Origin of the sequence: Isoptericola sp. NPDC056578 (genome assembly GCF_042793275.1) — a bacterium.
Taxonomy (GTDB): domain Bacteria; phylum Actinomycetota; class Actinomycetes; order Actinomycetales; family Cellulomonadaceae; genus Isoptericola.
On sequence record NZ_JBHTVC010000044.1, the window covers coordinates 20,612 to 37,350 of the forward strand.

At 74.8% G+C, this 16,739-nt stretch carries 18 protein-coding genes; 7 read left to right on the forward strand and 11 right to left on the reverse strand.

Annotated features, from left to right (window positions below; genetic code table 11):
* Positions 1-4: 4 nt before the first annotated feature.
* Positions 5-1,621, forward strand: coding sequence for a PQQ-binding-like beta-propeller repeat protein (locus tag ACFQ80_RS16115; protein WP_430564340.1), 1,617 nt, complete (start codon positions 5-7; stop codon positions 1,619-1,621).
* Positions 1,622-1,643: 22 nt separating this feature from the next.
* A complete protein-coding gene (locus ACFQ80_RS16120) occupies positions 1,644-3,278 on the forward strand; it encodes a PQQ-binding-like beta-propeller repeat protein (protein ID WP_430564341.1) in 1,635 nt (544 codons plus the stop codon).
* 31 nt (positions 3,279-3,309) lie between these two features.
* Here the strand turns inward: ACFQ80_RS16120 and ACFQ80_RS16125 are convergent, their stop codons facing one another.
* Together ACFQ80_RS16125 and ACFQ80_RS16130 are read right to left on the reverse strand one after the other, a co-directional pair.
* Positions 3,310-4,371 (reverse strand): DUF3048 domain-containing protein, encoded by a 1,062-nt coding sequence (locus ACFQ80_RS16125; RefSeq protein ID WP_430564342.1) that lies wholly within the window; start codon positions 4,369-4,371, stop codon positions 3,310-3,312.
* Positions 4,372-4,447: 76 nt separating this feature from the next.
* Positions 4,448-5,560, reverse strand: a complete 1,113-nt coding sequence (locus tag ACFQ80_RS16130) for a DUF3048 domain-containing protein (protein WP_430564343.1) — start codon at positions 5,558-5,560, stop codon at positions 4,448-4,450.
* Positions 5,561-5,702: 142 nt separating this feature from the next.
* Here ACFQ80_RS16130 and ACFQ80_RS16135 point away from each other — a divergent pair, with 142 nt between their 5' ends.
* Positions 5,703-6,908, forward strand: a complete 1,206-nt coding sequence (locus ACFQ80_RS16135; protein ID WP_430564344.1) for an AMP-binding protein — start codon at positions 5,703-5,705, stop codon at positions 6,906-6,908.
* 49 nt (positions 6,909-6,957) lie between these two features.
* On the forward strand, positions 6,958-7,827 hold the full coding sequence (locus ACFQ80_RS16140) for a 1,4-dihydroxy-2-naphthoate polyprenyltransferase (RefSeq protein ID WP_430550601.1): 870 nt from the start codon (positions 6,958-6,960) through the stop codon (positions 7,825-7,827).
* Positions 7,828-7,846: 19 nt separating this feature from the next.
* Here the strand turns inward: ACFQ80_RS16140 and ACFQ80_RS16145 are convergent, their stop codons facing one another.
* Positions 7,847-8,122, reverse strand: a complete 276-nt coding sequence (locus ACFQ80_RS16145) for a DUF4229 domain-containing protein (RefSeq protein ID WP_430564345.1) — start codon at positions 8,120-8,122, stop codon at positions 7,847-7,849.
* Positions 8,123-8,177: 55 nt separating this feature from the next.
* On the opposite strand from ACFQ80_RS16145, the gene ACFQ80_RS16150 reads away from it, so the two are divergent.
* Positions 8,178-8,534 (forward strand): PLD nuclease N-terminal domain-containing protein, encoded by a 357-nt coding sequence (locus ACFQ80_RS16150; protein WP_430550603.1) that lies wholly within the window; start codon positions 8,178-8,180, stop codon positions 8,532-8,534.
* 76 nt (positions 8,535-8,610) lie between these two features.
* Here the strand turns inward: ACFQ80_RS16150 and ccsB are convergent, their stop codons facing one another.
* The 6 genes from ccsB to ACFQ80_RS16180 form a co-directional block, all read right to left on the reverse strand.
* On the reverse strand, positions 8,611-9,612 hold the full coding sequence (gene ccsB, locus ACFQ80_RS16155) for a c-type cytochrome biogenesis protein CcsB (protein ID WP_430550604.1): 1,002 nt from the start codon (positions 9,610-9,612) through the stop codon (positions 8,611-8,613).
* A 2-nt stretch (positions 9,613-9,614) separates the two neighbouring features.
* Positions 9,615-11,399: a cytochrome c biogenesis protein ResB gene (locus ACFQ80_RS16160; protein WP_430564346.1), complete on the reverse strand. Its 1,785-nt coding sequence runs from the start codon at positions 11,397-11,399 to the stop codon at positions 9,615-9,617.
* Positions 11,399-12,178 carry a cytochrome c biogenesis CcdA family protein gene (locus ACFQ80_RS16165; protein ID WP_430564347.1) on the reverse strand — a complete coding sequence of 260 codons (780 nt, stop codon included), beginning with the start codon at positions 12,176-12,178 and terminating at the stop codon, positions 11,399-11,401. The genes ACFQ80_RS16160 and ACFQ80_RS16165 overlap by 1 nt, the downstream gene beginning before the upstream one ends.
* Positions 12,178-12,798, reverse strand: coding sequence for a TlpA family protein disulfide reductase (locus tag ACFQ80_RS16170; protein WP_430550607.1), 621 nt, complete (start codon positions 12,796-12,798; stop codon positions 12,178-12,180). Before ACFQ80_RS16170 ends, ACFQ80_RS16165 begins: the two co-directional genes overlap by 1 nt.
* Positions 12,798-13,442, reverse strand: a complete 645-nt coding sequence (locus ACFQ80_RS16175; RefSeq protein ID WP_430564348.1) for a histidine phosphatase family protein — start codon at positions 13,440-13,442, stop codon at positions 12,798-12,800. The genes ACFQ80_RS16170 and ACFQ80_RS16175 overlap by 1 nt, the downstream gene beginning before the upstream one ends.
* A gap of 170 nt (positions 13,443-13,612) precedes the next feature.
* A complete protein-coding gene (locus ACFQ80_RS16180; RefSeq protein ID WP_430550609.1) occupies positions 13,613-14,119 on the reverse strand; it encodes a MarR family winged helix-turn-helix transcriptional regulator in 507 nt (168 codons plus the stop codon).
* Between the two features lie 102 nt (positions 14,120-14,221).
* Between ACFQ80_RS16180 and ACFQ80_RS16185 the strand changes: the two genes are divergently transcribed.
* Positions 14,222-14,770, forward strand: a complete 549-nt coding sequence (locus ACFQ80_RS16185) for a YceI family protein (RefSeq protein ID WP_430550610.1) — start codon at positions 14,222-14,224, stop codon at positions 14,768-14,770.
* Positions 14,771-14,889: 119 nt separating this feature from the next.
* Here ACFQ80_RS16185 and ACFQ80_RS16190 read toward each other — a convergent pair whose 3' ends face one another.
* Positions 14,890-15,552 carry a redox-sensing transcriptional repressor Rex gene (locus ACFQ80_RS16190; protein WP_430564349.1) on the reverse strand — a complete coding sequence of 221 codons (663 nt, stop codon included), beginning with the start codon at positions 15,550-15,552 and terminating at the stop codon, positions 14,890-14,892.
* Positions 15,553-15,584: 32 nt separating this feature from the next.
* Complete coding sequence (locus tag ACFQ80_RS16195; protein ID WP_430564350.1) at positions 15,585-15,857, reverse strand: glutaredoxin family protein; 273 nt, start codon at positions 15,855-15,857, stop codon at positions 15,585-15,587.
* A gap of 35 nt (positions 15,858-15,892) precedes the next feature.
* Between ACFQ80_RS16195 and ACFQ80_RS16200 the strand changes: the two genes are divergently transcribed.
* A complete protein-coding gene (locus ACFQ80_RS16200) occupies positions 15,893-16,696 on the forward strand; it encodes an HAD family hydrolase (protein ID WP_430550613.1) in 804 nt (267 codons plus the stop codon).
* Positions 16,697-16,739 lie beyond the last annotated feature (43 nt).

Below are 16,739 nucleotides of genomic sequence, written 5' to 3' on the forward strand. Positions count from 1 at the left end.
CGTCATGCCTCCGAGGTTCCGTCGCGCCGAGCCGATGACCACCTTCGAGCTCGTGCCGGACGACGAGCTCGAGGACTGGCCCGCTCCGGCCCCCGACGACCCGGAGCCCGGCCGGGCGCGACGGCTGCTGGCCGCCCTGCGCGTCCGCGCCGCCGCCCGCTGGCGCGCTCTGTCCCGCCGCGGCCGCGTCGCCGTCGCGGCCGGGACCGCCGTCGTCGTGGTCGCCGCGGCCGGCGCCGCCGTCACCCCGGGGATCCTGGAGGCCCGGGGCGAGAGGCTGCGCGCCGAGGCCGTCCAGGGCCTCCCGGGCGCGGTCGACGACCTGTCCGAGCCGTTGGCCGGGACGTGGCGGCTCACGAACGGCAGCGGCGCCCTGGCGGCGCTGCGCGGCGGCCTCGTGCTCACGACCGAAGGGACGGCCGTGGCGGCGCTCGACGCCGGCACCGGCCGCGAGACGTGGCGGCACGACGTCGGGCCCTTCCCGACGTGCGGCCCCCAGCGGGGCTACCGGAGCGACTCGGTCCCGCCCGCCGACGTCGTGGTCTGCCTCAGCGGCGACCCGGACGATCGCACCGTCACGGTGCTCGACGCCGCCGGCGGGGTGGTCGGCGAGCGGTCGATCGGCCCGGCACGGATCGACACGTTCAGCGACGGGACCCCGGACGGCGCCCCGGTGGTGGTGCCCGCAGCCGCCGGCGCGATCGCGGTGGTCGACGACATCACCGACGCCACCGCGCCCTGGCCCGCGGACGACCTGCCCGACGCGGACACCCTGCGGAAGCTCCGCGCCGACGGCTGGCGCGACCCGACGCTGCGCCTGGAGGACGCTCTCACCGGCGAGGTGCGGGGCGAGGCGACCGTGCGCCTCCGGCCGGAGGACCTCGGCGAGTGCGGGATGACGCAGGACGAGGACAGCGACCCCGAGCTGATGACGGAACCCATGGTCGACGCGTCCCCGTCGAGCACGACGCTCTCCGTGTGCGGCGCCTCGGTCGTCGTCACCCCCGACGGCGTCGTCCTCGACACCGGCGTGGACGACCGGTGGGCGATACCGCTGCCGGGCGGGGGTCTCGTCTCCGTGGGCGAGGAGAGCACCGTGCTCGACGAGGACGGGACGGTCGTCGCGACGGTGCCGGGCTACCTGCTCCCGCCGGTCCTGGACGACGACCCCGACGGCCCCTTCCTCGTGCTCGCGGGCCAGGACGACGTCGACGACGAGCTGCGGCTCAGCGCGGTCGACGCGGACGGAGCCGAGGCGTGGGATGCCACGGCCGACGGCCTCGAGGGCGTCCTCGCCCGCGTGGCGGGCGTGGTCGTCGTGCAGACCCAGGGGGGCCTCGTCGGCCTCGACGCGGGAACCGGCGCCCAGGTCTGGGCCCGCGACAACCTGCTCCGGCGTTCGGCCGACGGCTCGGGCGACTGGTTCGCCGGGGCGGTCACGGACGGCACCCGCCTGCTGTTCGGCGTCAGCGGCAACGGCGAGCACCACCGGCTGGTCACCCTCGACCTCCGGGACGGCTCCACGGTGTGGGAGCGGGAGGAGACGGGCTTCCTCGAGTGGCTGACGGCGATCGAGGGGCACGCGGTCGCGTTCGACGGCGTCGTGCACGGCCTCGGCTGACGGTCGCCGGTAGCCTCCGGGCATGCCTCCGAGGTTCCGGCGCCCCGAGCCGATGACCACCTTCGAGCTCGTGCCGGACGACGAGCGCGAGGACGCGCCCGACGACGCCCCGGACGACCGGCCCCACGAGAGCCGCCGGCGCCCGGCGGACCTGATCGTGCGGGCCCGCGCCCGGTGGCGCACGCTCTCCCGCCGGGGCCGCGTCGCCGTCGCGGGCGGCACCGCCGTCGTCGTGGTCGCCGCCGCCACCGCTGCCGTCGCCCCGGGCCTGCTGGATGCCCGCGCCGAGCGCCAGCGCGCCGAGGCGATCCGCGGCATGCCCGGCGTCGTGGGCGACCTGTCCGAGCCCGTCGACGTCGTCTGGTCCCTCCCCGAGGAGTCGTCGGTCGCCGCGGTCCTGCCGGGCGGCGTGCTGGCCGTCACCGACGGCGCCGGCGTCCGGGCGATGGACGCGGCGACCGGCGACGTCGTGTGGGAGCACCCGCTCGACGACGGCGCGATGTGCGGGCCCGCGCCCTGGACCCCGGTCGACTGGAGCGCCCCGGTGGACACCGTGGTCTGCGTCGAGGACGCCTCCCGCGTCACGGTGCTCGACGCCGACGGCACGGTGGTGAGCGAACGGGAGCTCGACCTCCTCGAGCCGGTCGACGCGCCCGGGGAGGGCGACCCCGGCGTCTACTCCTGGTCCCAGGTGGTCCCCGCCGCCGACGGGACGGTCGCGGTGCTCGACGAGACCGCCTCGGTGACCGAGGTCCCGTGGCCGGAGGGCGAGGACGCCGCGAGCCTCCTGCGCGCCCTGCGCGACACGGGCTGGCACGACCCGACCCTGCGGGTCGTGGACGCCGTCACCGGGGAGGAGCGCGCCGAGGTGACGGTCCCCCTCACCGAGGACGCCCTCGAGTCGTGCGGGGTGACGGAGGGCCCCGGCGAGCAGACGGTGAGCGTCACGCCGCAGCCCTGGATCGACGCGACGCCGTCGGCGACGACGCTCGGCGTGTGCGGCCTCACGCGGGCGGTCACGCCGACCGGCGGGTCGTTCGACGTGGGCGGCGACGCGCACACGCTGGTGCCGCTGCCCGGCGGCCGGTTCCTGGTGCAGGGCGAGACCAGCGAGGTCCGCGACGCCCACGGCGAGCGGCTGGAGACGATCCACGGCTCGGCGGTCGCCCCGCTCGTCGACACGACGCCCGACGGCGCGCGGCTGGTCCTCGTCGGCGCCGGCGGCAGCGCCTCGTCGCTGGCGGCCCTCGGCGCCGACGGGGCGCCCACCTGGTCGGTCTCCGTCGCCCCCCTCACGACGCCGCTCGCCCGGGTCGGGGACGCGATCGTCCTCGCCGACGAGACGTCGCTCACGGTCGTCGACGCCCGCACCGGCGCACAGCGGTGGCGGGTGCCGGACCTGCTCGACGGCGACCCCGAGGACGGCGAGACGGTCGCGGGCGCCGTCACCGACGGCACCCGCCTGCTGCTCGCGATCTCCCCGGCCTCGTGGTCCGACGACGGCGCGGACGCGCCCCACCGCCTGGTCGCGCTCGACCTGCGGGACGGCAGCACGGCGTGGGAACGGACCGGCACGGGTGTGCTGTGGGGGCTGTTCTCCGCCGGCGGCACTCCCGTGACCCTCGGGAACAGCCTCTCGGGGCTCGGCGGGGCCTAGCCGCGGCGCGGTCGGTCGGCGGTCGTCGCCGTCAGGACGCCGTCCAGCTCCCGCCGTCCTTCGGGACGAGCTCGATCCACGTGCTGCCGGGGTCGAGCTCGACCGGCTCGCCGTCGCGGGTCAGCTCGACCGGCGACCTCTGGTCCTTCTTCGACCACTGCACGGACACCGTCCGGCCGGCGGACGCCAGCACCCCCTTGCCCTTGCCCACCAGCTCGGTCTTCGGGACGGGCGCGCCGGCCGGGTCCTTGTACTGCGTGTCCACCACGTCCACCGACAGCGCGAGCACGTTGACGGCCGCGTGCCGCTTCCCCGACGACGACACCGACTCGCGCGAGCCCTCGCTGCGCAGCCACCGCTTCTCCTCGCCGGACCAGTCCCAGACGCTGCGCTGCGCCGGGCTGAGGGTCACGTCGAGGGTGGCCGCCTTCGTGCCGTCGGCCGCCGCGGTGCCCTCGCCCGCCTCGCCCGCGTACCGGAACTGGGCGGGCGGCGGCACGGTGCGGTCGCCGTCGGCCTGGTCGAGGAAGGCCTTCGGGTCCCCGACGACGTTGTGCGGCGCGGCGCGGCCCGGGTCGCGGGAGAAGCCCGCGTCGCCGCGGTCCATGATCACCGACTGGGTGCCGGACTTCTCCACCGCCGCGATGAACGGCGCCTGACCGCCCGAGTAGGCGAGGATGCCGCCGAGCGGGGCGACGACGTCGGGGTCCATGGGCCGCACCGAGCGCACGGGTTCCACCGCCTTCGGGATCCGCGAGTGGTAGACGGCGACGAACCGTGTGATACCGCCCTCGACGACCTCCTCCCACACCAGGTCGGCGTCCTCGAGGCCGGTCTGCGGACGTGCCTCGGGCGCGTTCTCGATCTTCACCGCGAGCGCCGGCCGGGCCGCCACCTCGTCCGAGCGCACCCCGGTGAGCGGCCAGGCCGACGGCATCGTGGGCGACGGCGGGGCGCCCTTGTCGGCGGTGCTGCCCGGCGTGACGACCGGCGACGGCGACCCGCCGGACGAGCACGCCGCCAGAGCCAGGACGGCGGCGACCGTCAGCGCTGCGGCGCGCCGGGTGCGGGACGGGCGGGGCGTGGCGGTCATACGGTTCTCCCGGGGTCGCGAGCTGTGCGCGCGGTCACACGCCCTCACCGTAGGCCGGGAACGCCCCGATCCGGCGTCAACGCACCCGCCACGACCCGGTGCCGCGTGGGACGAGCTCGACCCACAGGTTGCCCGGGTCGAGGCGGACGGGGTCGCCCCCGCGGGTCTTCAGCACCAGCTTCTTGCTCGTCGACTTCTTCGACCAGATCACGCTGAGCGCCTTGCCGCGGGTGAGGAGCACGCCCTTGCCGCGGCCCACCATCTGCGTCTCGGGCACGGGGGCGCCGCTCGGGTCGCGGTACCTCGTGTTCTTCAGCTTCACGGACAGGAGCAGCACGTTGCGGGCCCGCAGCTGGCTCCCGGAGGAGATCGAGGGGGCCGAGCCGTCGTAGCGGGCGTACGTCTTCGTCTTCGCCTTCCACCGCCACACGGTGCGCTGCGCCGGGGAGAGCCGGACGTCGGCCACGCGACCCTTCCGGTCGTTCTTCGCGGCGGACCCCTGGCCGACCTTGGCGGCGTACGAGAACTGCGCGGGCGGCGGGGTCGCCCGGCTCTTGGTCGCCTGCATCGCGAACGCCTTCACGGACCCGTACACGTTGTGCGGCGCGGCCCGGTCGCCGCTGCGCCGGAAGCCAGGGTCGCCGCCGTCCATGGTCACGGACTGGACCTTCGCCTTCCCCACGGCGCGGACGAACGGCGGCTGCCCGCCGGAGTAGGCCAGGATGCCGTGCATCGGCGCGACGATGCCCGGGTCCATGGGGCGCACGGACCGGACGGGACCGACGGTGCCGGGCAGCTTCGAGTGGTACACGGCGACGTACCGGCTGATGCCGCCCTCGACCACCTGCTCCCACACGATGTCCGCCTGCTGCAGCCCGGACTGCGGTCGTGCCTGCGACGAGTTCTCGATCTTCACCGCGACGGCCGGCCTGGAAGGGACCTTCTTCGTCCCGGTCTGCCTGCCGTTGAGCGGCCACACCGCGGGCTTCGGCTTCGGTGCCGGCTTCGGCTTCACGGGGTCGGGCGGCGCGGCCTTCGGCTGGGAGACGTCCGGTGCGGCGGTGACGGTGGGCGGCGCGGCGGGCTCGCCGGCGCCGCAGGCGGCCGTGGCCAGTAGGGCGAGCGCGACGATCGCGCCGACGGCCCCGGTCCGGGCGCCACGGGGTGCGCCTGCGGGCTTCGTGGGCATCCTCGGCGTCCTCCTCGACGTGCGTGCGGCCCAGGGGCTCCCGGGCCAGGACCGTGCCACCCTACGGCAGGCCTGCCGCGACCCGGACGGGACCCGGACCGACCCGGACCGACCCGGACCGACCCGGACCTACGCTGGTGCGGTGCCCCGCCCCTCGCTCCCCCCGTCCGTCGGCGTGCTCCGCGACGCCGTGCGCGCCGCGCTCGACGGCGGCCCAGCCGTCGTGCCGCTCCCTCGCACGACGGCGGCCCCCGTGCCGTCGGGCACGGCGCTGCTGGTGCGCACGTCCGGGTCGACGGGGACGCCCCGCGAGGTCGCGCTGCCCGCGGCCGCCCTGCGCGCCTCCGCGTCGGCCACCCACGAGCGACTGGGCGGCCCCGGACGGTGGGTGCTGACGCTGCCGCCGACGCACGTGGCCGGCCTGCAGGTGCTGGTGCGGTCGGCGCTCGCCGGCACCCCCCTGGCGGCGGCCGACCCGGACGCGCGGTTCACGCCCGACGGCCTGGCCGACCTGCTCGAACCCACCCTCGACGCCGCCGGCGACGACCCGGTGTACGTGTCGCTGGTGCCCACCCAGGTGCACCGCCTGCTCGCCGCCGCCCAGGACGGCGCGCCCCGCGGGCTGGCGGCGCTGGCCCGCTGCGCGGCGGTGCTGCTCGGCGGCGCGGCGACCCCGCCCCCGCTGCTCGCCCGCGCCGCGGAGGCGGGCGTGCGCGTCGTGACGACCTACGGCATGTCGGAGACCGCCGGCGGCTGCGTGTACGACGGCGCGCCCCTGCGCGGCGTCCGGGTCCGCCTCGTCCCCCCCGAGCCGTCAGGAGAGGTGGGGGTCGTCGAGCTGGGCGGGCCCACGCTCGCGGCCGGGTACCTGGGCGACGACGCCGCCACGGCCGCGGCGTTCCGCACCGACCCGGACGGCGCCCGCTGGTTCCGCACGTCCGACCTCGGCCGGCTGCGCCCGGACGGCACGCTGCAGGTGCTCGGCCGGGCGGACGACGTCGTCGTCACCGGCGGCGTGAACGTGGCGCCGGCGCCCGTCGAGGCGCTCGTCGGCGAGCTGCTCGACGGCGAGGCGTGCGTCGTCGGCGTGCCCGACGCCGAGTGGGGGCAGGCGCTCGTGGCCGTGGTCGCGTCCCCGGCCGCGTCGACCGGGCCGAGCGGGCCGCGGATCGCGCCCGTCGACGACGACACGCTGGCGCGGGTCCGGTCCGCCGCGACGACTAGGCTGGGTGGGCCGTCCGCGCCCCGCCGCGTGTACCGCACGGCCGCGCTCCCGCTGCGCGGCCCCGGCAAGGTGGACCGCAGCGGCGTCGTCGCCCTCGTCCGCGAGCACGAGGCGCACGCCTGACCTGCTCGCGCACGCGACGCCCCGGCGCCGCACCGACGGACGGAGAAGCATGGCCACGACGAGCGAGTGGATCGCCGGAGCACGCCCCCGCACCCTGCCGGCCGCGGCCGCGCCGGTGCTGATCGGGTCGGGCGCCGCGGCGGACGTGGGAGCCTTCGCCTGGCTGCCCGCCGTGCTCGCGCTCGGCGTCGCGCTCGCCCTGCAGGTGGGGGTCAACTACGCCAACGACTACTCGGACGGCGTGCGCGGTACGGACGTCGACCGGGTGGGTCCGTTGCGCCTCACGGCGTCCGGCATCGCGCCGCCCCGCCGCGTCAAGGGGGCCGCGTTCGCGTCGTTCGGGGTCGCCGGGGTGCTCGGCCTCGCGCTGTGCGCCGTCAGCGGGCACTGGTGGCTGCTCGCGGTGGGCGTGCTCTGCGTGCTGGCCGCCTGGTACTACACGGGCGGCAAGCACCCGTACGGCTACGCGGGGCTCGGCGAGGTCGGCGTCTTCGTGTTCTTCGGGCTCGTCGCGACGCTCGGCACCACGTACACCCAGGCGGACACCCTCACGTGGCCGTCCGTGCTGGGAGCGGTCGGCGTCGGTCTGATCGCCTGCGGGCTGCTCATGGTGAACAACGTGCGCGACATCCCGACCGACGTCGTCGCGGGCAAGCGGACCCTCGCCGTGCGCCTGGGCGACCACCGCGCCCGGCGCTGGTACGCCGGCTGCATCCTGCTGCCCGTGGTGCTGGGCATGGTGTGCGCGGCGTGGTCGCCGTGGGCGCTGCTCGTCACGGTGCTGCTGCTGCCCGCCGCGCTGCTCGTGGCCCCGGTGATCGCCGGGGCGCGCGGGCCGCTGCTCGTGAAGGTGCTCGCCGGCACCGGGATGTTCGAGCTCGCCTACGGCGTGCTGCTGGCCGTCGGCCTGGCGCTCTGACGCCGGCACACCCGCCCGCTCAACCGGCCGTGGGGTGCTCCCGGTCCACGACGGAGTCCTCGTAGTCGGTGTCGACGTCGTGCTTGTCGGCGCCGTCCTTGCGCCGCTGCTCCTTCTCCGCGAGCCAGCGCGCAGCGGCGTCCCGTGGCTTGCTCAGCGCGAGGTACGAGACGGCGAACGCCACGACGGCGGCGACCAGGACGAGGAGCCAGCTGCGCAGGCCGAGCAGGTAGCCGGCGCCGAGGGCGGCGACGAACAGAAGGATCCGCCAGACGGTGTACATGACGAGGGGCACGCTTCCAGGGTAGGCGCGATTCCTGAGCATCCCGACGCCGAACTAGGCTGGAGGCATGTTCGCGCGTGTGATCCTGCCCCTCCTCGTGGTGGGGCTCGCCCTGTACGCCCTGCTCGACCTGTTCGGCTCCGAGGAGGACGAGCGCGGCGGACTCCCCCGCTGGCTCTGGGCGGTGATCATCGTGCTGCTGCCGATCTTCGGCGCCGTCGCGTGGATCGTCGTCAAGCAGTCCGCCCGCCGCGCCTCCGGCGGCCGCGGCCCGACGTCCCGCCGCCGGCGACCCGGACCGTCCGGCCCGCGCCGTCCGTCCGGTCCCGTGGCGCCCGACGACGACCCGGAGTTCCTCTGGCGCCTCGAGCAGGAGAAGCGCCGCCGTGAGCGCGAGGGCGGCGGCAACGGCGACGCTCCCTAGACGCCGTGAGCGCGAAAGAGGGGACTGTCCGGTGGCGGACAGTCCCCTCTTTCGCGCTCGCAGCGGCCGGGTGGCGTCAGGCGCCGCCGGTGCTGTCGGTGTTGAGCCCCGAGTACGAGTGCTTGCCGTTGAAGATCAGGTTCACGCCGGTGAAGTTGAACAGCACGCACAGGTAGCCGACGATCACGAACCACGCGGCGCGGCGGCCGTCCCAGCCGCGGGTGGTGCGGGCGTGCAGGTACGCCGCGTACACGACCCAGATGACGAAGCTCCAGACCTCCTTGGGGTCCCAGCCCCAGTAGCGGCCCCAGGCATGCTCGGCCCAGATCGCGCCGCCGATGATGGTGAAGGTCCACAGCACGAAGCCGACGGCGTTGAGCCGGAACGACAGCGCCTCGAGCGAGGTGGGGGTCGGCACGCGGTCGAGCCAGCGGAAGCCGGGCCGCTGCAGGTACGGGGAGCCGGTGTCGCGGCTGTCGCGCAGGAGCTGCAGCACCGACGCGACGAACGCGACGGTGAAGATGCCGGTGGCGCTGATCGCCACGCCCACGTGGATGACGAGCCAGTAGTTCTGCAGCGCCGGCTGCACGCCCATGGCGGCGACGTAGAAGACGTTGAGGCCGAGCACGAGGAAGAGCACCGTCAGGCCGGTGACGAACGCGCCGAGGAACTTGAAGTCCTTGCGCACGTTCATGCCGAGGAACACGGCGAGGGCCATGAACGACCCCACCAGGGTGAACTCGTACATGTTGGCCCACGGCGTGCGGCCCGCGGCGAACCCGCGCAGCACGATCGCCACGAGGAGCATCGCCGTGCCCAGCCACGTGGTCGACATCGCGATGCCGGCCGCACGACGGCGCGCGGGGGCGGCGTCCCCCGCCGTCCCCGGGGTGCTCGCGGCAGGCGCGGGTCCAGGCCGGGACCCGGCCCCCACCGCCGCGGGCGTACGCGCCTCGGCGTGGGCCTCGGCCCGCGCCTCCGTGCGGCGGCCCAGGTCGATCGCGAACGCGACGAGCGCGATCGTGAGCGCCGTGGCGGCGCCCCACACGAGCAGCACGCTCAGCTCGGCGATCTGCATGGTCAGTCCTCCGTGGCGGTTCTCGGGTGGTCGGCGGCGAGCTGGTCGTCGTCGGGCTTGTCGTCGGGCTTGTCGTCGTCACTCGTGCCGTCGGCGAGCCCCGGCACCGCTGCCAGGGCCTTGTCGACCTCGCGCTGCAGGCCGGCGTCGTCCCCGCGCGCGAGCCCGGCGAGCTCGACGTGCGTGACGGCCCGGCCGTCGTCGTCCGTGGTCTCCCATGATCGCACCCACACGCGGCGGCGCGGCGTGAACAGCGAGACCGCGAGGCCGGCGAGGGCCAGCAGGGAGAACGTCAGCACCCAGGCGAGCGAGGGGTCGTAGCGCAGGTCGAGCGCGACATAGCGCGGCACCGCCTCGCCGAGGGTGACGGTGCCGAGGCCGTCGGGCAGCTCGACCGTCTCCCCGGGCTTCACGAGCAGCTTGATCGTCTCGCCGTCCTCGTCCGTCGACGGCGTGAGGGATGCGGTGTCGAGTCGGTACACGTTCTGCGGCACGCCGTCGTCCAGGCCCAGGTCGCCGCGGAACACCTCGAGCACCATGAGCGGGTTCTGCGGCTGCGGGAAGACGGAGCGGGCCGAGCCGTCCGCCTCGACGACGGCGGTGGGCAGGAAGTACCCGACCAGGCCGATCTGCTCCTGCCCGTCGGAGACGTCCGGGACCTTCACGACGCCGCGCGACGTGTACATGGTGTCCTCGGGCAGGAACGGGACGCGGCCGGAGAACGCCATCTCGCCGGCGCCGTCCTTGACGGTGATCTCCGGGGCGAAACCGTTGCCCTGCAGGTAGATCTTGGCGCCGTCGACCGTCAGCGGGGAGTTCACCTTGATCTGGTCGGAGTGCTGCCCGCCGTCCGGCTCGGTGACCGTCACGTGGGCGGTGAAGTCGCGCGCCTGCGCGAAGGCCACGGTGTCGGAGGCGAACTCGGAGTCGAACGAGTCGAGCGTCATCGAGAACGGCGACAGCGACGACGGCTGGAACCACGCGCCCTTGTCGAAGGTGTCGTAGTCGACGACCGCGTTGGCGAAGCCGCGGCCCTCCGTGACGATCGCCTGGCCGCGGTAGTGGAGCAGCTGGCCGAGGGCGACGGAGACGAGCAGGCCGAGCAGCGCGAGGTGGAACACGAGGTTGCCGGTCTCGCGCAGGTAGCCGCGCTCCGCGGCCACCGTGCGGGTGGCGGGCCGGCCGAGGCGCGGCTCCTCCGACCCGACGTCGACGCGGAACGTGGGCAGGCGGCGCAACGGGCCGCGCAGGTGGCCGGCCACGGCCTCGACGACCTCGTCGGGCGAGGCCGTCGTGCTGGCCTCGGCCGTGGCGGGGAACCGGCCGAACCTGACCGGCGTCTTCGGCGGCCGGTTCCGCAGGTTGCGGGCGTGCGCGAGCGTGCGCGGCACGATGCAGCCCACGAGCGACACGAACAGCAGGATGTAGATCGCCGAGAACCAGACCGAGCTGTAGACCTCGAAGAAGCCGAACCGGTCCAGCCACTCCCCCAGCGTGGGGTGGTCGCCGAGGTACTCGAGCACCGCGGCGGCGTCCTGGCCGCGCTGCGGCAGCACCGAGCCGGGCACCGCCGCGACGGCGAGCAGCATGAGCAGCATGAGCGCCACGCGCATGCTCGTGAGCTGGCGCCACGTCCAGCGCAGCATGCCGCGCCAGCCCAGCGTCGGCAGGTTCGGGCCGGCGGGCTTGGCCGGCCCCTCGGCGGGGGACGAGGGCCCGGCGTCGGCGCGGCCCTCGACGAACGCGTCGTTGATGCCCTCTGGTCGGTACGTCGCCTTCTCGCTCATCACACCACCGTCACGAATCCGCCGATCCAGCCCTGGAGCTGGCTGGTCCACGAGGACCACAGCCCCGTGACCAGCGCCAGGCCGACCAGCACCAGCAGGGCGCCGCCCGCGCGCTGGATGCCCAGGCGGTGCCGGCGCAGGAAGCCGAGCATGCGCTGCGAGGACTGCAGCCCGAGCGCGACCAGGAGGAAGGGCACGCCCAGCCCGACGCAGTACGCGACGCCGAGCACCAGACCGCGGCCGGCCGACGCCTGGTCGAGCGCCAGCGTCTGCACGGCCGCGAGCGTCGGGCCGATGCAGGGGGTCCAGCCGAGGCCGAACACCACGCCCAGCAGCGGCGCGCCCCACAGGCCCGCCCGGGGGCTCAGGTGCATGCGCCGCTCCCGCTGCAGGAACGGCACGGCGCCGAGGAAGGCGAGACCCATGAGGATCACGACGACCCCGAGGACACGCATGATCGTGCCCTCCCACTGCACCAGGTAGGAGCCGATCGCCCCCGCGGCTGCCATGAACGCCACGAACACCGCGGTGAAGCCGAGGACGAAGAGGGCCACACCGGCGACGACGCGGCGCCGGGCCGGGTCCTGAGGCACCCCGGGCCGGCCCTTCGCGCCCGTCCCGGCCGACGCGGCGGCCATGCCGCTCACGTACCCGACGTAGCCGGGCACCAGGGGCAGCACGCACGGCGAGGCGAACGACACGAGGCCGGCGATCAGCGCCACGGGCAGCGCCAGCAGCATCGAGCCGCTGAACACCGTGGTCGCGAAGGTCTCGCCCATCAGGCGCCCTTCGCGCCGTCGCCCGACTCGGCGAGCACCTCGTCGACGATCGCGTCGAGCGTGGACGCCTCCGCCTGCCCGATGACGCGCGCCGCGACCCGGCCCTCGGCGTCGAGCACGACGGTGGACGGCACGGCCTGCAGCGGCACGACGCCGGAGAGCCTGGCCACGACCTGGCCGCTGCGGTCCTCGATGGACGGGTAGGGCACGTCGAACGTGCGCTGGAACGAGGTGGCGGCGCCGGCCTCGTCCTCGGTGTTGATGCCCAGCACGCGTACGCCGTCGGCCTCGCGCTCGTTCGCGAGCGCCACGAGGTCGGGGGCCTCGGCGCGGCACGGCGCGCACCCGGCGTACCAGGTGTTGACCACGACGACGTCGCCGAGCCAGTCGGCCGTGCTGACCTCGTCGCCCTCGAACGACGTGCCCTCGACGGTCACGGCGTCCTCGCGGTCCCCCGCGTCCCACTGCTTCACGGAGCCGTCGCCGGAGACGAAGCCCTGTCCGACGACGTCGCCGGCGCCCGAGTCCTGGGCGCCGCACGCGGCGAGGAGCCCGAGGGCGAGGACGGCGCCGACGGCCGCCGAGGCGCGGCGGAGCGCGCGCGGGCGAGCGGTGCGCATCACGCCCCCGGCACGGGGTCGGCGCCGGCGAGCAGGTCGGCGGCGGGCTCGGTGTAGTGCAGGCCCACGAACGTCTCGCCGTCGAACCGCAGCGAGGTCATCGACGCCAGGGCGCACTGACGGTGGCGGGGGTCGTGCGCCAGGGAGCCGCCCTCGTACGACCGCCGGGTGACCCAGACCGGGAGCTGGTGGCTGACCAGCACGACCTCGTGGCCCTCGTAGGCACGACGCGCGTCGTCCACGGCGGCACGCATCCGGGTCACCTGGTCCGCGTACGGCTCGCCCCACGACGGGCGGAGCGGGTTCCACAGGTAGCGCCAGTACTTCGGGTGGGCGAGCTGCCCCGGGTTCTTCCCGATCGTCGTGCCCTCGAAGTGGTTCCCCGCCTCGACGAGCCGGTGGTCGGTGGCGAGGGTCAGGCCGAAGGCCTCGGCCGTCGGCGTCGCGGTCTCCTGCGCACGCTGCAGCGGGGAGGCGACGACGGCGACGACGTCGCGGCCCGCGCCGGACAGGTGCTGCGCCACACGGCGCGCCATCGCCTGGCCGCGGTCGGACAGGCGGTAGCCGGGGATGCGCCCGTAGAGGACGCCGTCCGGGTTGTGGACCTCGCCGTGCCGTACGAGATGGACGGTGGTGGTGGCCATGGGTCCCAGTGTCCCAGACCGGCGGCGTACCCAGGTCCCGTCCAGCATGACGTGACGACCCTCACGCGACCGGCACGGGCCGACGGGCCGTCGCCGACATTGCTGGGCCTCACCGTCGGCGGTGGACCAGTTGGCCGCCTCCATCGCCGTGCCGCCCTGCCGCAGAGCGACTAGGGCGCCGCGGGCCCCCTGGCCACGTCCGCCACCTTCGCCATGGCGCGGCCCAGGGTCGCGAACTCCTCGTCGGTGAGGGCGTCGACCAGCAGGCGCCGGACCGCGGTCACATGGCCCGGCGCGGCGTCGACGAGCGCCGCGTACCCGGCGTCGGTCATGACGCAGTTCACCCCGCGCCGGTCCCCGGGCACGGGCGTGCGGACCACGAGCCCGCGCCGCTCCATCCGGTCGACCGTGTGCGTCAGGCGGCTGCGCGACAGCGCGAGGAAGTCCGCGAGCGCCGACATCCGCAGCGTCCTGCCCGACGCCTCGGAGAGCTGCACCAGCAGGTGGTACTCGCCGAGCGTGACCGGCAGCCCCTCGTCGTGCGCGTCCCCCAGCGCCTCGAAGAAGCGTGACGTCCCCTCGAGGAACCGTCGCCACGCCCACTGCTGCTGCTCGTCGAGCCAGCGCACGTCCGCGCGGCCCTCGTCGTCGCGCTCCTGCGCTCTCGTCGCACCCACGGGAATAGGTTACGAGAGCGGCGCGTTCCACCCCCCGTGACGATAGTTGATTCATCAACTATCTTGGTGACAGTCAGCACGACCCAACCCGAGGGAGACACCATGACCGCGCTGCCCGCAGGCCTGACCGCCGGTACCTACGCCATCGACACCGCCCACTCGACCGCCTCGTTCGCCGTGCGCCACGCCGGGATCGCCAAGGTGCGCGGCACGATCGCCATCTCGTCCGGCGCCATCACCGTGGGCGACGACCTCGAGTCGACGGCCGTCTCCGCCGAGCTCGACGCCGCGTCGGTCAACACCGGCGACGAGAACCGCGACGGCCACCTGAAGAGCGCCGACTTCTGGCACGCCGAGGAGAAGCCGGTCTGGTCCTTCGCCTCCAAGGGCATCTCCACCGACGGTGACGACTACACGATCACCGGCGACCTCACCATCAACGGCGTCACCAACACGGTCGAGCTGCCCACCGAGTTCACCGGCACCGCCACCGACCCGTTCGGCAACCCGCGCGCCGGCTTCGAGTCCCAGATCGAGATCTCGCGCAAGGACTACGGCCTGACCTGGAACGCCGCGCTCGAGACCGGCGGCGTCCTCGTGGGCGACAAGGTCAAGATCGCCCTCGACGTCTCGGCCATCAAGCAGAGCTGACCCTCTCGCCGAGGTGGTTCGAGATCTGCCCAGATAGTTCGAAGGGGCGGCCCGCGGATATGCGGGCCGCCCCTTCGGACGACCTGGACCATGTCTGAACTACCTCGGCGACTCCGGGACTACCTCGCGGGGGCGCCGTTGGTCGCCGCACGGGCCGCGGCGTGGAACGCGAGGATCTGCAGCTCGCCGGCCACGTCCACCGAGCGCACGACGACGTCGTCGGGCAGCTGCAGCGCCACCGGTGCGAAGGACAGGATCTCCCGCACGCCGCACGCCACGATCCGTTCGGCGATGGTCTGCGCCACCGGCCCGGGGGTCGCCAGCACCACCATCGACACGCCGGTGCGCGCGAGGACGTCCTCCAGCGCGTCGACGTGCTCGATCGTCAGCCCCGCCGCGGAGTTCCCCACCACCTGCGGGTCGGCGTCCAGCAGCGCCACCACCTGGAACCCTCGGGCCGCGTACCCCGAGTAGTTCGCCAGGGCGTGCCCCAGGTTGCCGATGCCGACGATCGCCAGTCGGTGCTCGGACTCGAGCCCGAGCGCCGTCGCGATGTACTGCGCCAACGACTGCACGTCGTAGCCCACGCCGCGCGTGCCGAACGACCCGAGGTAGGACAGGTCCTTGCGCAGCTGCGCCGACCCCACCCCGGACCGCTCCGCCAGCTCCGACGACGACGTCGTCGTCACGCCGCCCTCCGCCAGGTCGCGCAGGGCGCGCAGGTAGTACGGCAGCCTCGCCACCGTCGCGGCCGGCACCGTCGCCTCACCGAGCTCGATCACTGCTGGATCACCCTGTCGTCCTCTCCCGGGGCTCAGCGAGCCAGCCGCCGCGCCAGCCGCGCGCCGTCCACCCGCCAGAAGCCCTGCTGCACGCCGTCCACCTCGACGACGGGCACGTAGTCCCCGTACTTGCCCACCAGGTCACCACCGGGACCGTCGACGTCGATGTCGACCTCCCGCCACGTCTCCCCCGCCGCGCCGCACACGTCCGCGACCACCGCCCGAGCCTCCTCGCACAGGTGGCAACCGACACGCGTGTACAGCAGCACCCGGGGTTCACCTGCGGATCCCTGCGGCCTGCTCACCTGCACAGCGTATCCGCGCCGATACAGTGGACCGCATGCCGTCGCCCGCCGAGTCGTCCCCGCCGGCGCGCGCCGCAGCCTTCTTCGACGTCGACAACACCATCATCCGGGGCGCCAGCGCCTTCCACCTCGCGCGCGCCCTGTACCAGCGCCGGTTCTTCGGCACCCGCGACCTGCTGCGGTTCGCGCTGATCCAGGCGAAGTACCTCGTGTTCGGCGAGTCCCGCTCCCAGATCGAGACGGTGCGCAGCCGAGCGCTGTCGCTCATCGCCGGCCGTTCGGTGGCGGAGATCACCGCGGTGGGCGAGGACGTGTACGACACCGTGCTCGAGCTGCGCATCTTCCCGGGCACCAAGCGGCTGCTCGACGAGCACCTGGCCGCCGGCGACCAGGTGTGGCTCGTGACCGCGACGCCGGTCGAGATCGGCGGCCTCATCGCCCGCCGCCTCGGCGCCACGGGGTGCCTCGGCACCATCGGGGAGCACTCCGGCGGTTTCTACACCGGCCGCCTCGTGGGCGACCTCATGCACGGCGAGGCGAAGGCCGCCGCCGTCCGCGAGCTCGCCGACCGCGAGGGCATCGACCTCTCCGCCTCGTACGCGTACGGCGACTCGCTCAACGACCTGCCGATGATGCGCACCGTCGGGCACCCGTGCCCCATCAACCCCGACGCGCGCCTGCGCCGGCACGCCAAGGAGGTCGGCTGGCCCATCCGCGAGTTCCGCGGCCGCGGACGGCGCGTGGCCGGCCGGGGCATGAAGACGGCGTCGTGGGCCGGCGCCGCCTGGGTCGCCGGGCTCGTGCTGCGCAGCATCCGCCGGCGGCTGCAGGGCCGCTGACCCCGACCCCGGACACCGAACGGGCCCGGCACCTCCGTGGAGG

Excerpts from the sequence above, each read along its gene's own strand:
- ACFQ80_RS16150 (WP_430550603.1), top strand. The coding sequence starts at position 8,178 with ATGTTCGCGCGTGTGATCCTGCCCCTCCTCGTGGTGGGGCTCGCCCTG.
- ccsB (WP_430550604.1), bottom strand. The coding sequence starts at position 9,612 with ATGCAGATCGCCGAGCTGAGCGTGCTGCTCGTGTGGGGCGCCGCCACG.
- ACFQ80_RS16115 (WP_430564340.1), top strand. The coding sequence starts at position 5 with ATGCCTCCGAGGTTCCGTCGCGCCGAGCCGATGACCACCTTCGAGCTC.
- ACFQ80_RS16130 (WP_430564343.1), bottom strand. The coding sequence starts at position 5,560 with ATGCCCACGAAGCCCGCAGGCGCACCCCGTGGCGCCCGGACCGGGGCC.
- ACFQ80_RS16120 (WP_430564341.1), top strand. The coding sequence starts at position 1,644 with ATGCCTCCGAGGTTCCGGCGCCCCGAGCCGATGACCACCTTCGAGCTC.
- ACFQ80_RS16160 (WP_430564346.1), bottom strand. The coding sequence starts at position 11,399 with ATGAGCGAGAAGGCGACGTACCGACCAGAGGGCATCAACGACGCGTTC.
- ACFQ80_RS16170 (WP_430550607.1), bottom strand. The coding sequence starts at position 12,798 with ATGCGCACCGCTCGCCCGCGCGCGCTCCGCCGCGCCTCGGCGGCCGTC.
- ACFQ80_RS16165 (WP_430564347.1), bottom strand. The coding sequence starts at position 12,178 with ATGGGCGAGACCTTCGCGACCACGGTGTTCAGCGGCTCGATGCTGCTG.
- ACFQ80_RS16125 (WP_430564342.1), bottom strand. The coding sequence starts at position 4,371 with ATGACCGCCACGCCCCGCCCGTCCCGCACCCGGCGCGCCGCAGCGCTG.
- ACFQ80_RS16140 (WP_430550601.1), top strand. The coding sequence starts at position 6,958 with ATGGCCACGACGAGCGAGTGGATCGCCGGAGCACGCCCCCGCACCCTG.
- ACFQ80_RS16185 (WP_430550610.1), top strand. The coding sequence starts at position 14,222 with ATGACCGCGCTGCCCGCAGGCCTGACCGCCGGTACCTACGCCATCGAC.
- ACFQ80_RS16175 (WP_430564348.1), bottom strand. The coding sequence starts at position 13,442 with ATGGCCACCACCACCGTCCATCTCGTACGGCACGGCGAGGTCCACAAC.
- ACFQ80_RS16200 (WP_430550613.1), top strand. The coding sequence starts at position 15,893 with ATGCCGTCGCCCGCCGAGTCGTCCCCGCCGGCGCGCGCCGCAGCCTTC.